Below are 15,018 nucleotides of genomic sequence, written 5' to 3' on the forward strand. Positions count from 1 at the left end.
GGTTCGGGTACGGGCGACCGGTGGTCGGGGCCGGCTGACGGGATCAACCGGCCCTAGCGACAGGAGCCGGCCGGTCCCACCCAGGTCGGGCTGGACCAGGCCCACTGGTCGTTCACCTGTCGTACCCTCACGTGGTAGAAGTCCCCGTCGCCGCCGGGGCGTTCGTCGGTCAGCTCGAACTCGGCGGTGGTCTCCCGGTCGGGCACGGCCCGGTCGAAGCGGTAGGCGCCGGAGACGAACCCGCCGGTGAAGCCGGTCCGCGCGCCCGCCAGCAGCTCGCCGACGGCGTGGGCGGTCTCGACGCCGTTCACGACGGCGACCAGCCTGGTCCGCTCGTCGCCCTCGATCCGCAGCGAGAAGCCCTGGGTGCTGTCGGTGGCGGTGTTGGGGTTGCCGTCGGTGACGGTCCGCAGCCGGACCTCCCCCGGCCCGGTGCGCTCCCAGTGGGACGGCCGGTAGGTGTCCGGCTCGGCCTCGGCGGGCGCGACCGTCTCCGGGCCGCGCAGCCGGGGCTGGACGTCCAGCAGCCGCCCGCCCTCGATCCGCAACTCCACGTCCCAGTGCACCGGTTCGCCGCGCCGGCCCCAGCCGACGGCGAAGCCCAGGGTGCCGGTGAAGGTGTCCTCGGCGGCGGCGCGGGCGAGCAGTTCGGGGCGGCTGACCCGGTGGACGGGGACGCCGTTGCGCAGCAGTTCGACGTGGTCGAGCGCGTCCCGGCCCTGGACGGTGACCTGGATCCGGCGCCGGTCGGCGGAGGGGGCCTCGGCACCCATCGGGGCGCCGTTGACGGAGGTGGCGAGCAGGATGCGGTCGCCGGTGATCGCGTAGGCGCGGCGCTGCTGGACGGCGGTCCAGATCCCGTCGCGGGTCAGCTCCGGGGCCCAGACCGCGACCCGGCCGTGCCCGTGGCTGCCGGGGAAGGCGCTGTGGTGGTCGGTGGAGCCGATCAGCCCGAAGCGGTGGCCCAGGCGCAGGCCGTGGACGGCCGTCCCGGCGGCGGCGCGCGGGCCCATGGTGTGCAGGTAGCCGCGCGGCGCCTCGTCGGACTCGGCGCAGCCGTGCATCGACACCATCTCCACCACCGGGGCGAACTCCTCGGTGTAGGAGGCCCAGTCGATGCCGCGGCGGGCCGGCCCGTAGCCGATGTGGTGCGGCAGGGCCCAGGTCCGTACGCCCTGGGCGGCGAGCTCCCGCAGCCGGGCGCGCAGTCGCTCCAGGTCCGCCGCCCGGATGATCTCGCCGCGCGAGCCGTCGAAGTACACGCAGTGGTCGCCGTACGCGAGGCTGTGCCACTCGAAGGACTGGAAGGTGACGAAGCGGCCGTCCTCGTGGGCGGCGGCGGTGACGTCCTGGACGTGGTCCCAGAGCCGGGCCAGCCGGGCGAAGCCCTCGGTGTGGTAGTCGACCAGGCTGGCCAGCTCGGGGGTGCGCTCGGGCAGGTCGGGCCACCAGCCGTGGCCGGTGACGCTGGCGAAGTCGAGCTGGAGCCGGGCGTTGGCGTAGGCGTCCTCGATGCTCCCGTGGCCGTAGCTGATGCCGCAGTGGTTGTGGAGGTCGCCGACGTACAGGCCCAGACCGGCGTAGCCGGGCGCGTCGGTGGTGGGGGCGGTCATCGGGGCGGGGCTTCCTCGGGTCGGGGTCGGCGGTGTTTGATCGACTCTGAGAAGAAGCTAGCCGTGATCTCCGGGGGCCGGTCAAGGCCCAGCCGGTCGGTGTCGTGCGATCGCCATCGGGCGAAACATCGGCTTCACAGACATCCGGCAGGTGGGAGCGGGAAGACGCAGGCCAGCCGACCGGGCCCGGCCTACCGCAAGCCGCTCGGACTTTTGATCGATCTGATAGAAACTCTTCTCATCCCCTCCCGACCCCTTCGAAGGACGGTCCCGTGCCGCACCCCGCCGCCCCGCCCGCCGCGCCCGACCTGAGCGCCTCCCACCTGGTCCGCGCCCCCGAGCGCCCCGAACCCGGCTACTGGGCCGGCTGCCCGGGCGTCCGGTACGAGCCGGACCGCGACCGCTTCCTGCTCACCTACCGCGAGCGCCGCCCGCGCGGCGCGGCGGGCGGCCCCGACCGAGGCTGGCGCTGCGCCGTCGCCGAGAGCACCGACGGCATCGCCTTCCACGACCTGTGGTCCGTCCGGAGCGACGACCTGGGCTCCCCCTCGATGGAGCGCCTCGCCCTGCTGCGCCGCGACGGCGGCTACCTGCTCCACCTCAGCCACGTCGACCCGGCCGACAACCGCTGGCGGATCGACGCCCTGAGCGCCGACACCCCCGACTCCTTCGACCTCGGCGCCCGCACCCCCGTCCTGACCGCCGCGACCACCGGCACCGAGGGCGTCAAGGACCCGTACCTGCTCGAAACCGACGCCGGCGTCCACCTGTTCGCCACCGTCTCCCGGGCCCGGCCGTTCACCCCCGAGGAACGGGCCCGCGCCCACGCGAGTGCCGACATCCACACCACCGGCCTCACCGTCCAGCCCACCGCCCTCGCGCTCTCCCCGGACGGGCTGCGCTTCACCGCCCCGCCCGGCCGCGCCGCCGAGGCCCTGGACGTCGGCCCGGCCGGCGCCTGGGACGGCTACGAGTCCCGGATCACCACCGTCCTCCCCGACGGCCGGGGCGGCTGGCTCGCGCTCTACGACGGCTCGGCGGACGCCGCCGGCAACTACGAGGAGCGCTGCGGCCTGGCCGCCTCCGCCGACCTGCGCGCCTGGCACCGCCTCACCCCGGACGGCCCCTGGCTGGACGTCCGGTACGCCGACCTCGTCTCCGCCCGCGGCCGCTGGTACCTCTACTACGAGCAGACCCGCGCGGACGGCGCCCACGAACTGCGGGTGGCCGTCCTGGACGAGTTCGCCGGGGTCCGCCCCGACGGCGGCCCGGCGACGGCCCCCTGCGACTGAGAATCCCGGCTCACGCGCCCGCGGCGGCCGCCTCGGCGAGGGAGTCCAGCACCGGCCGGACCAGCGGGTGCCCGTCGGCGCCGGCCCGGACGGCGGCGAAGACCCGGCGGGTGGCGAGCTCGCTGTCCACCGGGCGCACCGCGACCTCGCCGAGGTCGACGCCGCGCAGCGCCGAGCGCGGCACCAGCGCCACCCCGAGGCCGGCCGAGGCCAGCGCCACCACGGCCCGGAAGTCGTCCGAGGAGTGCAGCAGCCGGGGCTGGAACCCGGCGTGCTCGCAGGCCAGCAGCACCACGTCGTGGCAGGGGTTGCCGGGGTACGGCCCGATCCACGGCTCGTCGGCCAGCGAGGCGACGGCCAGCGGGCCGGACTCGGCGGCCAGCCGGTGGCCGAGCGGCAGCACGGCCTCGAAGGGCTCGGCGTACAGCGGCACCCTGGTCAGCCGGGCGTCGTCGGCGCGCGGGGCGCCCCGGTACTCGACGGCCACCGCGAGGTCGGCCCGGCCGTCCAGCACCATCGGCAGGCTGGCGTCGCCCTCGGCGTCCAGCACCTTGAGCCGCACCCCGGGCGCGCGCCCGGCGAGCAGGCCGACGGCCGGGGCGAGCACGGAGGCGATGGCGGTCGCGAAGGAGGCGACCGTCACCTCCCCGGAGACGCCCGCGCTGTACGCGGCGAGGTCGGCCTCGGCGCGCTCCAGCTGGGCGAGCACCACGTCGGCGTGGCCGAGCAGGATCTCCCCGGCGGCGGTCAGCCGTACGCCCCGGCCCTCCCGGGCGAGCAGGTGGTGGCCGGTCTCCTGCTCCAGGGCGGCCAGCTGCTGGGAGACCGCGGAGGGGGTCAGGTAGAGGGCGGCCGCCGCGGCGGTCACGGTGCGGTGGTCCGCCACGGCCCGCAGGGTCCGCAGCCGTCGTGCGTCGATCACGGACCAATTCTGCCAGCGCGGCACGGCGCACCCGACCGGAGCACGGTTCCGCCGGGTCCGCCGACGGCCGCGCGGGCCGGTCGGGACGGCTCCCGTTCGTCGGCCACCCGCCCCGTACGGCGGGACGGTTGTACCGGCGTGGGAGATTTCGGCCGGAGATACGACCGGTGAGGTATTTCCGGACGAGATCGCTCCTGTCCGTTGACCGGACACCCGCACGGCGCTTGGCTCTTCCCCAACCGGGCCACGGGGGTGTCGACGGCCCGGCACCGTCATCTGGGGAGGATGATCCATGACCACCGCACGCACCCGCCGCCGACTGGCCCGTACCGCCGCCGTCCTGGTGGCCGTGGCCGTGGCCGGCGCCGCGATGCCCGCCGCCGAGGCCCGCCCGCCCAAGGGCGACACCGCCCGGGTCAGCGAGGGCGCCAAGGGCGAGCCGCTGAACGGCACCTCCCTCGCGCTCGGGCTGAGCGACGACGGCCGCTACGCCCTGTTCTCCTCGGCGGCGACCAACCTGCTGCCGGGCGGCGCCGGGGTCCTCGGCGACGTCTACGTGCGGGACCTGCGCAACGGCCACACCGAGCGGGTCAGCGTCGCCGACGACGGCTCCGCCCTGGACAACGGCAGCAACGACGCGGCGATCAGCGGCAACGGCCGGTACGTGGTGTTCAGCAGCTACGCCTCCAACGCGGTGCCCGGGCAGCCGAAGCACCCCTCGGACGTCTTCGTCCGGGACCGCTGGACCGGCCGCACCGAGCTGCTCTCCGCGGGCGACGGCGTCTCCGGCGCGGGCGACGACCAGAGCATCCGCAACGCCTTCAACGCCGCCATCAGCGCCGACGGCCGCTACGTGGTCTACTCCTCCGACCGCACCGACCTCGCCCCCGGCGTGCGCCGCGGCAAGTTCAACGTCTTCCTCGCCGACCGCTGGACCCACACCACCCGGGTGGTCAGCACCGGCGCGGACGGCACCCCGGCCGACAACAACTCCTTCCGCCCGACGATCAGCGCGGACGGCACCGTCATCGGCTTCACCTCGCGGGCCGGCAACCTGCTCCCGGCCGAGCAGACCCCGCCCGCGCTCGCCGCCACTTCCGCCGCGGACCCCGCTGATGGCACGGACCTCGCCGAGGCCGCGCGGGCCCCGCGGACCGCCTCCGCCCGCGCCGAGCTGGCCGCCATCCGCGCCTACCCGTACTACGTCTGGGACGCCCGCACCGGGAAGATCACCGGCGCCAGCTACAACGAGGCCGGCGAGTTCGTCAACAGCGGCAACGACGGGCGGATCAGCCCCTCCGGCCGCTACGCGGCCTACACCGTCTTCGAGGAGGGCGGCCGCCCCGGCTCGCACGGCCGCCACCAGGACGTCTACGTCCGCGAGCTGGCCACCGGCACGACCACCAAGGTCAACAAGCCGCTGTCCGGCACCACCCCGCGCGACTCCTCCTACGACCCGGTGATGCCGATGAACGACCGCTGGGTGTACTTCGTCTCCGACGTCGCCGACCTGGTGCCCGGCGACACCAACGAGCAGGCCGACGTCTTCCGCACCGACCTGCGCAGCGGGCACACCGAGCGGGTCTCCCTCGCCCACGACGGCTCCCAGAGCACCACCTCCGCCGCCTTCCCGCAGGTCGACGCCGACGACACGACGCTGCTGTTCAGCGCCCAGGACGGCAACCTGGCGCCCGTCGTCGACAGCGACCTCACGGACGTCTTCCGGCGCCGCCTGTGACGCCCCGACTCCCTCGGTGACGCCCCGACTCCCTCGGTGACGCCCTGACTCCCTTGCCGGATACGCCTGTTGGCGTATTTCCCGGCGGGACCACCCTCGGCCGTTGACCACCAGCCCTCCCGACGGTTGGCTCTGCGAAAGCCCGCCGCCGGGAGGGAGCCCGGCCGGGCGATCCCAGGGGAGGAAGATCTCATGCCCACCGCACGCACCCGCAGGTGGCCGGCCCGGACCGCCGCCGTCCTGGCCGCCACCGCCCTGGCCGCCGGCGCCGCGCTGCCCGCCGCCGAGGCCAAGCCGCCCAAGGGCGACACCGCCCGGATCAGCGAGACCGCCAAGGGCGAGCAGCTCAACGGCCCCTCGACCGCACTCGGACTGAGCGAGGACGGCCGCTCCGCCCTGTTCACCTCCGCCGCGACCAACCTGCTGCCCGGAACAGGCACCCCCAACTCCGACGAGGTCTACGTCCGCGACCTGCGCAACGGCCACGTCGAGAAGGTCAGCGTCGCCGACGACGGCTCCCCGCTGAACGCCCCCACCACCGACGCCTCGATCAGCGCCGACAGCCGGTACGTGGCCTTCAGCACCACCGCCACCAACGTGGTGCCCGGCCAGCCGGCCCACCCCAGCGACGTCTTCGTCCGCGACCGCTGGACCGGGCACACCGAACTGGTCACCGCCGCCGCCCTGCCGGGCGCCGAGGACCAGAGCGGCTTCGGATCCACCAGCCCCAGCATCAGCCGGGACGGCCGCTACGTCGCCTACGTCTCCAACCGCTCCGACCTCGCCCCGGGCCCCGTGCGGCGCGGCAGGAACAATATCTACGTCACCGACCGCTGGACCCGCACCAGCCGCCTGGTCACCGTCGGCGCGGACGGCGAGCCCGCCAGCAACTACTCCCTCGATCCGATGATCAGCGCGGACGGCTCCGCCATCGCCTTCACCTCCCGGGCCGGCAACCTGCTCCCGGAGGTTCCGGCCGCCCCCGCCGGCCCCGGTTCCGACGAGACCGGCTCCGACGCCGGGTCGCCGGGAGTGACCGGCGGGCCCATGCACCACCCCTCCTACGTCTGGAAGGCCGCCACCGGCACGATCGTCGCCGGCAGCGTGGACGGCACCGGGCAGCTGAGCGGCAGCAGCGACGGCCGAATCAGCCCCGACGGCCGCTACGCCGTCTACAGCGTCGCCGTCTACGGCACCGGTCTGCCCGGCCACGGCGGCGTCCGGCTGGACGTGTACGTCCACGACCTGGCCACCGGCAAGGTCACCGAGGTCAGCGCCGGCCTGCCGGGCACCACGGCGAACGGGTCCTCCTCCGGCGCCGTCATGACGGCCGACGACCGCTGGGTCTACTTCGACTCCTCCGCCGGCAACCTGCTCCCCGACGACGTCAGGAACCAGAGCAGCGTCTACCGCCGCGACCTGTGGACCGGCCGGATCGAACGGGTCAGCCTCACCCGGGACGGCGCGCCGACCACCTCCCCCTCCTACAGTCCGTCCGTGGACGCCACCGGAGACGCGGTGCTCTTCACCGCCGACGACGGCGACCTGGTCCCGGGGGACACCAACGCCGTCACGGACGCCTTCCTCCGCCGCCTGTGACGGCCTGACCGCCACTCATCTCCCTTATGGCATACGACCGGTGGCGTATTTCCGCCCGAGATCGCCGCCGGTCGTTGACCGATGATCCGTACGACGCTTGGCTCTCCTCAAACCGGGCCGCGGGGGTCGTGGGCCCGGGACCGCCACCAGGGGAGGACGATCCATGACGCACACACCCGCCCGACGCCGGCTCGCCCGCGCCGCCGCCGTGCTGGCCGCCACCGCCGTGGCCGCCGGCGCGGCGCTGCCCGCCGCCGAGGCCAAGCCGCCCAAGGGCGACACCGCCCGGATCAGCGAGACCGCCAAGGGCGAGCAGCTCAACGGGGACTCCGTCGCGCTCGGGCTGAGCGAGGACGGCCGCTCCGCGCTCTTCACCTCGACCGCGACCAACCTGCTGCCGGAACCCGGCACCCCGAACTCCGACGAGGTCTACGTCCGCGACCTGCGCAACGGGCACGTCGAGAAGGTCAGCGTCGCCGACGACGGCTCCCGGCTGAACGCCCCCACCAGCGAGGCCTCGATCAGCGCCGACGGCCGGTACGTGGCCTTCAGCACCAGCGCCACCAACGTGGTGCCGGGCCAGGTGGTGCGCAGCAGCGACGTCTTCGTCCGCGACCGCTGGACCGGGCACACCGAGCCGGTCGGCCCGGGCGGCTCCCCCGACGGCGCGTTCTCCGCCGAGCCCTCGCTGAGCCGGGACGGCCGCTACATCGCCTACACCTCCAACCGCACCGACCTCGCCCCGGGCTCGAATCCGCGCTACTTCAGCGTCCTCGTCACCGACCGCTGGACCGGCACCACCCGGGTGGTCACCACCGGCGCGGACGGTGAGGCCCCCAACAACTCCTCCTACGGTGTGACGATCAGCGCGGACGGCTCCACCGTCGGCTTCAGCTCCCGGGCCGGCAACCTGCTCCCGCAGGACCCGGCCGCCACCGAACCGGGCGCCGGCACCGACGGCACCGACGCCGGTGCGCCCGGACTGGCCAAGCCCCGCTTCTACCCCTACTTCGTCTGGAAGGCCGACACCGGCAAGGTCTCCGGCGCCAGCGTGGACGACCAGGGCTACCTGCGCGGCACCAGCATCGGCCCCCGGCTCAGCCCGGACGGCCGCTACGCCCTCTTCGGCCTGCCGGTCCACATCGGCCGGCCCGGCTCCTACCGCTACCGGATGGACCTGTACGCCCGGGAGCTGGCCACCGGCAAACTGACCTGGCTCAACGCCTTCCTGCCCGGCACCACGACCACCGAGGGCGCCCACTACCCCGCCATGACCTTCGACGGCCGCTGGGTCTACTTCGACTCCAGCGCCGACAACCTCGTCCCCGGCGACACCAACGGCGTCAGCGACATCTTCCGCCGCGACCTGAGGACCGGGGCGATCGAACGGGTCAGCCTCACCCGGGACGGCGGGCAGAGCACCACCGGCTCCACGGCCCCGTTCGTCGACTTCGCCGGCGACACGGTGCTCTTCACCGCCGGTGACGGCAACCTGGTGCCGGGCGACAGCAACGGCGCCGCGGACGTCTTCCTGCGCCGCCCGTGATGGCCTGATTCCCTTGCGGCATACGTCTGTTGACGTATTTTCAGCCGAGATCACCCGAGGACGTTGACCCCCCTGCCCTCCCGACGGTTGGCTCGGCGAAAGCCCGCCGTCGGGAGGGAGCCCGGCCGGGCGATCAGAGGGGGGAAGACCTCATGTCCCGTACCACCCGGACGACCCGCAACCGGTGGCTGGCCGGTGGCGGCGGCATCCTGGCCGCGGCCGCCGTGCTCGCCGTCACCGCCGCCCCGGCCCAGGCCGCCCCACTGCCGCGCGGCACCACCCAGGTCAGCGTCGGGCCGAACGGCGCGGCGCCCGACAACCTGTCGACCACCCAGGGCATCAGCGCCAACGGCCGCTACGCCCTGTTCACCTCCCGGGCCACGAACCTGCTGCCCAACCCCCCGGTGGGCTGGAGCAACGCCTATGTGAAGGACCTGCGCACCGGCCGCCTCGAACAGGTCAACCTGTCCGACGCGGGCGGGGCGCTGAGCGGCTCGACCGACCAGGCCGGGATCAGCGCCGACGGCCGCTACGTCGTCTTCGACAGCGAGGACGAGAACGTGGCGCCCGGCGCGCAGGTCAAGAACCGCACCGAGGTGTACATCAGGGACCGCAGGACCGGCCGCACCGAGCTGGTCAGCGACAGCCCCACCAACACCGACGCCGACCAGTACCACGGCTCGTACAACGCGCAGGTCAGCGGCAACGGCCGGTACGTGGTCTTCGTGTCCTCCCGGAAGGACCTGGACCCGACCGTCGTGGAGCCGGAGCCGGAGCCCGACTCCGGCACCGCCCCCTCGCTCGCCAGGCCCTACACCTGGAAGATCAACGTCTACCTCACCGACCGCTGGACCCACACCACCCGGCTGGTCACCCGCGACGTGCACGGCAAGCCGGGCGAGAGCACCTCCTTCCGGCCGACGATCAGCGCGGACGGCCGCACCATCGGCTTCGGCTCCATCTCCAACCTGCTGCCGGACGAGCAGGCGCCCGGACTCGCCGCCGCGACCACCGCCGCCGCGGCCGCTCCCGCCGACGTGGACCTCACCCCGAGCGCCGCCGAGGCCGCGCGCCAGAACGTCCCGCAGAACGCGGCGCAGCCGACCCTGGCCCGTCCGAACGCCGCTCCCTACTACACCTACGACGTACGGTCCGGGAAGATCACGGCGGTGAGCGCGGGCCTCGACGGCCAGATCGGCAGCGCCAGCTTCGAGGCGACGATCAGCCCCGACGGACGGCACGCGGTCTACACCCTGGCCGAGCCCGGCGGCTCGACCGGCGGCCACCGCTCCCACACCGTGCTCTACGTCCGGGACCTCAAGAAGGGCACCGTGACGAAGGTCAGCGGCGGCCTGCCGGGCACCAGTTCGGTCGGCTCCTCCGACCACGGCTCGATCACCGCCGACAACCGCTGGATCTACTTCGAGTCCGCCGCCGACAACCTGGTGGCCGGCCCGCAGCACCCCGGCTGGGACGTCTACCGCCAGGACCTGCGCACCGGCCGCACCGAGCGGGTCTCCACCGCGCCGGACGGCTCGTTCGGCAACGGTTCGTCGCGGGACCCGGTCGTGGCCGCCTCGGGCCGGACCGTGCTGTTCGACTCGACCAGCGGCAACCTGGTCGCCGGCGCCGACGGCCCGGCGGCGGAGGAGAACACCCAGGTGTTCGCCAAGCCCGCGGGCCGCCACCAGGGCCTCGACGCCGCCCAGGACGACGACGGCCAGGGCGACGACCAGGGTGACGGTCAGGGCGAGGGCTGGGACGACTGACCGGCCGCCGCCCGAAAACCGCGACGGGGGCGGGACGTCGGCTGGGCCGGCGTCCCGCCCCCGCAGCGGGAGGGTGGGGCAGGTGGTCTCTGGTCCGTACGGCACGGGGCGGATCGATTCGCCTGCGCCGCACGGCGGTTGGTGAGCCCGTGGGCCGGACCGATTCCGAGCGGTCCGGCCCACGGGCGGCCTGGGTGGAGGTCAGTCCTCCAGGGCGGCGCGCGCGTCCACGAAGGCCGCGACGGCGCGCTCGACGTCCTCGGTGGAGTGCGCCGCGGACAGCTGCACCCGGATCCGGGCCTGGCCGTGCGGCACCACCGGGAAGGAGAAGCCGATCACGTACACGCCGCGCTCCAGCAGCAGCTCGGCGAGCCGGCCCGCCTTGGCCGCGTCGCCGATCATCACCGGGGCGATCGGGTGGTCGCCGGGCAGGATCTCGAACCCGGCCTCGGTCATCTTCGCCCGGAACAGCGCGGTGTTGGCCGCCAGCCGCTCGCGCAGCTCGGTGGACTTCTCGACCAGGTCGAGCACCTTGAGCGAGGCGGCCGCGATCACCGGGGCCAGCGAGTTGGAGAACAGGTACGGGCGGGAGCGCTGGCGCAGCAGGGCGACGATCTCCCGGCGGGCGGCGACGTAGCCGCCGGAGGCGCCGCCGAGCGCCTTGCCGAGGGTGCCGGTGATGATGTCCACGCGGTCCGTCACGCCGTGCAGCTCGGGGGTGCCGCGGCCGTTCGGGCCGACGAAGCCGACGGCGTGCGAGTCGTCCACCATGACCATGGCGTCGTAGCGGTCGGCCAGGTCGCAGATCTCGCGCAGCGGGGCGACGTAGCCGTCCATCGAGAACACGCCGTCGGTGACGATCAGGCGGCGGCGCGCGTCCTGGGTGTCCTGGAGCTGCTTCTCCAGGTCGGCCAGGTCGCGGTTGGCGTAGCGGTGGCGGCGGGCCTTGCTGAGCCGGATGCCGTCGATGATGCTGGCGTGGTTCAGCGCGTCGGAGATGACGGCGTCCCGGTCGTCCAGCAGGGTCTCGAAGACACCGCCGTTGGCGTCGAAGCAGGAGGAGTAGAGGATCGTGTCCTCCTGGCCGAGGAACGCCGAGAGGCGGTCCTCCAGCTCCTTGTGGACGTCCTGGGTGCCGCAGATGAAGCGGACCGAGGCCATCCCGTAGCCCCAGCGGTCCAGGGCGTCCTTGGCGGCGGAGAGCACCTCGGGGTGGTCGGCCAGGCCGAGGTAGTTGTTGGCGCAGAAGTTCAGCACCTCGCCGGGCAGGCCGCCGGCGGTCACGGTGACGGCGGCGCTCTGCGGGGTGCCGATCACCCGCTCGGGCTTGAACAGCCCGGCCTCGCGGATCTCGTCCAGGGTGGCGGCGACGTCGGCACGCACGTTGTCGAACACTGCGGTCTCCTCAATCAGTTCGGCGGGGCGGTTCGGCGGGTTCGGCGGGGGAGCTTCGGCGGGGCTGAGCCGGGCTCAGGCGGTCCAGTCGAGGATGATCTTGCCGCAGTTGCCGCTCGCGGCGTCGTCGAAGGCGGCCTCGAAATCGGTGGCGGCGTAGCGGCCGGTGATCACCGGGGCGAGGTCCAGGCCGCCCTCCAGCAGCACGGACATCGCGTACCAGGTCTCGAACATCTCCCGGCCGTAGATGCCCTTGATGGTGATCATCGAGGTGACGATCGAGGCCCAGTCCACCGGGAACTGCTCGGCGGGCAGGCCGAGCATGGCGATCTTCCCGCCGTGGGTCATGTTGGCGATCATCGACTGCATCGCCTCGGGGCGGCCGGACATCTCCAGGCCGACGTCGAAGCCCTCGCGCAGGCCGAGCTTCTGTTGGCCCTCCTCGATGGTGTGCTGCGACACGTCCAGCGCCAGCGTCACACCGACCTTGCGGGCCAGGTCGAGGCGGTACGGGGAGACGTCGGTGATCATCACGTTGCGGGCGCCGGCGTGCTTGGCGACGGCGGCGGCCATGATGCCGATCGGGCCGGCGCCGGTGACCAGCACGTCCTCGCCGACCAGCGGGAAGGACAGCGCGGTGTGCACGGCGTTGCCGAACGGGTCGAAGATCGCGGCCACGTCCAGGTCGACCGGCACCCGGTGCACCCACACGTTGGAGGCGGGCAGCGCCACGTACTCGGCGAACGCGCCGTCCCGGTTCACGCCCAGGCCGACAGTGTTGCGGCACAGGTGGCGGCGGCCGGCCTGGCAGTTGCGGCACTTGCCGCAGACCAGGTGGCCCTCGCCGCTGACCAGGTCGCCGACCGCGATGTCCGTGACGCCGGCACCCAGCTCGGCGACCTCGCCGACGAACTCGTGGCCGAGCACCAGCGGGGTCCTGATGGTCTGCTGCGCCCAGCCGTCCCACTTGCGGATGTGCAGGTCGGTGCCGCAGATGCCGGTCCGCAGCACCTTGATCAGCACCTCGCCGGGGCCGATCTCGGGCATGGGGACGTCCATCAGCCAGAGCCCGGGCTCGGCCTGCTGCTTGACGAGTGCCTTCACGGCGGCTCCTGACGTGCGGGTGGGACGGCCTGCGGGTACGGGGGCAGGCCGAGGAGGCCCGGTTCGGCCGCTCCTGGCGGACGCGCTCCGGGCAGGCAGAAATCTGCCTGGTCGGAGGGGGTGCGGTCCATCGAGGAATTCTTAAGGGCGGCCACAGCTGGGCTGAACGATCGTGCCCGAGCGGTGGTCGGCGGCGGGTGCGCGGGCTGGCGCGGCGTGCCGGTGCTCACCCGTCCGGCCGAGCGCGGGCCCGGCGCCGCGACCCCGCGCGGCGGCCGGCCGGCCGACCCACCCCGGGCCCGTACTCGACCCTCGGAGTGGACGACCACCGGCCGCCAGCCGGGCGGGGCACTCGGCTGACGGTGCTCCCGTTCGGTCCAGTCGGCCGCCGACCCGCGCGCGGCGGTACGAGGCGGGTGCTTACGGTGACGACGTTCCCCCACGGCCCCGTGGAGCAGCGCTCCGGCCCGGCCGAGCCGCGCTCCGGGGCCCTTCGCCACGGGGCCGTCCGCCCCAGAGAGGCGCCTGCGCCGATGACCGACACCCGACGGCCGCGACCGTCCGTTCCCCGCTCCGTTCGCGTCCCCCGCTCCGTCCGGGCGGCCTCCGCCGTACGGGTGGCCTCCGCCGCCCTCGCGCTGACCGGCCTGCTCGCCGTCTCCGCCTGCTCCGGGGAGTCGAAGCCCGCACGGCAGGCCGGTCCGGCGGTGACCGCCGAACCGGCCGCGCTCAGCCCGTCCGCCACGCCGGGCGGCAGCCCCTCCGGCGGGGTGGTGCCGCTCACCACGGCCGTCACGACCCAGCTGGACGACGCGATCAAGCAGGTGATGGGCCAGGTCGCCATCCCCGGGGTGATCGTCGACTACGCCACCCCCGACGGCAGTTACCAGCGCGCCTTCGGCGTCGCCGACAAGGACGCGGGGACCCCGATGACCCCCGACCTGTACATGCGGATCGGCAGCGTCACCAAGACCTTCACCACCACCGCCGTCCTGCGGCTGGTGGACCAGGGCAAGCTGGGCCTGGACGACCCGGTCTCCAAGTACGTCCCGAACGTGCCCGGCGGCGACGGCATCACCCTGCGCCAGCTCGGCGACATGCGCAGCGGCCTGTTCAACTACACCCTGGACTCCGACTTCCAGCAGGCCTTCTTCAACGACCCGAGCCGCCCCTTCACCCCGGACCAGCTGCTCGCGTACGCGTTCAAGCACCCGGCCAACTTCCAGCCGGACGCCCAGTTCGAGTACTCCAACACCAACCTGATCGTGCTCGGCCTGGTCGTCGAGAAGGTCGGCGGGCAGCCGCTCCAGGACTTCCTGAACCAGCAGGTGTTCACCCCCGCCGGGCTCACCAAGACCAGCCTGCCGACCGACGCCGCCTTCCCCGACCCGCACGCCCACGGCTACACCAACCAGACGCTCACCGGCGCGGTCGAGGACGCCACCACCTGGAACCCCTCCTGGGGCTGGGCGGCCGGCGCCGCCATCTCCACCATCGCCGACTTCCGGACCTGGTCGAAGGTGCTGGCCACCGGCGAGCCGCTGCTCAAGCCCGCCACCCAGGCAGAGCGGCTGAAGACCAAGGCCACCGGACCGACCCCCGACCTCGGCTACGGCTTCGGGGTGTTCACCACCCACGGGTGGATCGGCCACAACGGCTCGCTGCCCGGGTACGAGAGCGTGGTGCTCTACCTGCCGCAGGCGCAGGCCAGCCTGTCCATCATGCTCAACACCGACATCCTGCACGACGGTTCGGAGCCCTCGACGTTCGTGGCGCGGGCGATCACCCAGATCGTCTCGCCGAACAACGTCTACACGCTGCCCACCCCGCCCGCCTCGGGCTCGGCCTCCGCCTCCGCCTCCGCGTCTGCGTCTCCCACGGCCTCCCCCACCGCTTCGCCCTCGGTTTCCCCCACAGCCTCCCCGACCACCTCCCCCACGGCCTCGCCGTCCCCGACGGCCTCGCCCACCGCGGGCGCCACCGCCACGCTGCACATCTCCTGACCCACCCGCTCCGACCGTACGGGAGGCCCGACCCGGC

The 15,018-nt window shown here is 73.8% G+C and carries 10 protein-coding genes; 6 read left to right on the forward strand and 4 right to left on the reverse strand.

Going from position 1 to position 15,018, the window contains the following annotated elements:
• Positions 1-53: 53 nt before the first annotated feature.
• Positions 54-1,613 carry a hypothetical protein gene (locus tag AMK13_RS42040; protein WP_074003748.1) on the reverse strand — a complete coding sequence of 520 codons (1,560 nt, stop codon included), beginning with the start codon at positions 1,611-1,613 and terminating at the stop codon, positions 54-56.
• A 272-nt stretch (positions 1,614-1,885) separates the two neighbouring features.
• On the opposite strand from AMK13_RS42040, the gene AMK13_RS22050 reads away from it, so the two are divergent.
• Positions 1,886-2,905: a hypothetical protein gene (locus AMK13_RS22050; RefSeq protein ID WP_074003749.1), complete on the forward strand. Its 1,020-nt coding sequence runs from the start codon at positions 1,886-1,888 to the stop codon at positions 2,903-2,905.
• Between the two features lie 10 nt (positions 2,906-2,915).
• Here AMK13_RS22050 and AMK13_RS22055 read toward each other — a convergent pair whose 3' ends face one another.
• Positions 2,916-3,827 carry a LysR family transcriptional regulator gene (locus AMK13_RS22055; protein WP_049651227.1) on the reverse strand — a complete coding sequence of 304 codons (912 nt, stop codon included), beginning with the start codon at positions 3,825-3,827 and terminating at the stop codon, positions 2,916-2,918.
• Between the two features lie 292 nt (positions 3,828-4,119).
• Here AMK13_RS22055 and AMK13_RS22060 point away from each other — a divergent pair, with 292 nt between their 5' ends.
• The 4 genes from AMK13_RS22060 (at position 4,120) to AMK13_RS22075 (ending at position 10,479) form a co-directional block, all read left to right on the forward strand.
• Complete coding sequence (locus AMK13_RS22060; RefSeq protein WP_074003750.1) at positions 4,120-5,565, forward strand: TolB family protein; 1,446 nt, start codon at positions 4,120-4,122, stop codon at positions 5,563-5,565.
• Between the two features lie 192 nt (positions 5,566-5,757).
• Positions 5,758-7,164 carry a TolB family protein gene (locus AMK13_RS22065; protein ID WP_074003751.1) on the forward strand — a complete coding sequence of 469 codons (1,407 nt, stop codon included), beginning with the start codon at positions 5,758-5,760 and terminating at the stop codon, positions 7,162-7,164.
• A 163-nt stretch (positions 7,165-7,327) separates the two neighbouring features.
• Complete coding sequence (locus AMK13_RS22070; protein WP_074003752.1) at positions 7,328-8,710, forward strand: TolB family protein; 1,383 nt, start codon at positions 7,328-7,330, stop codon at positions 8,708-8,710.
• A 152-nt stretch (positions 8,711-8,862) separates the two neighbouring features.
• Entirely contained in the window at positions 8,863-10,479 is a 1,617-nt protein-coding gene (locus AMK13_RS22075) for a TolB family protein (protein ID WP_074003753.1), read from the forward strand.
• Positions 10,480-10,680: 201 nt separating this feature from the next.
• Here AMK13_RS22075 and AMK13_RS22080 read toward each other — a convergent pair whose 3' ends face one another.
• Together AMK13_RS22080 and tdh are read right to left on the reverse strand one after the other, a co-directional pair.
• Positions 10,681-11,874, reverse strand: coding sequence for a glycine C-acetyltransferase (locus tag AMK13_RS22080; protein WP_049651232.1), 1,194 nt, complete (start codon positions 11,872-11,874; stop codon positions 10,681-10,683).
• 75 nt (positions 11,875-11,949) lie between these two features.
• Positions 11,950-12,978: an L-threonine 3-dehydrogenase gene (tdh, locus tag AMK13_RS22085; RefSeq protein WP_049651233.1), complete on the reverse strand. Its 1,029-nt coding sequence runs from the start codon at positions 12,976-12,978 to the stop codon at positions 11,950-11,952.
• 533 nt (positions 12,979-13,511) lie between these two features.
• Between tdh and AMK13_RS22090 the strand changes: the two genes are divergently transcribed.
• On the forward strand, positions 13,512-14,981 hold the full coding sequence (locus AMK13_RS22090; RefSeq protein ID WP_079272344.1) for a serine hydrolase domain-containing protein: 1,470 nt from the start codon (positions 13,512-13,514) through the stop codon (positions 14,979-14,981).
• Positions 14,982-15,018: the final 37 nt, after the last annotated feature.

Source organism: Streptomyces sp. CB02056, from assembly GCF_001905545.1.
Taxonomy (GTDB): Bacteria; Actinomycetota; Actinomycetes; order Streptomycetales; family Streptomycetaceae; genus Kitasatospora.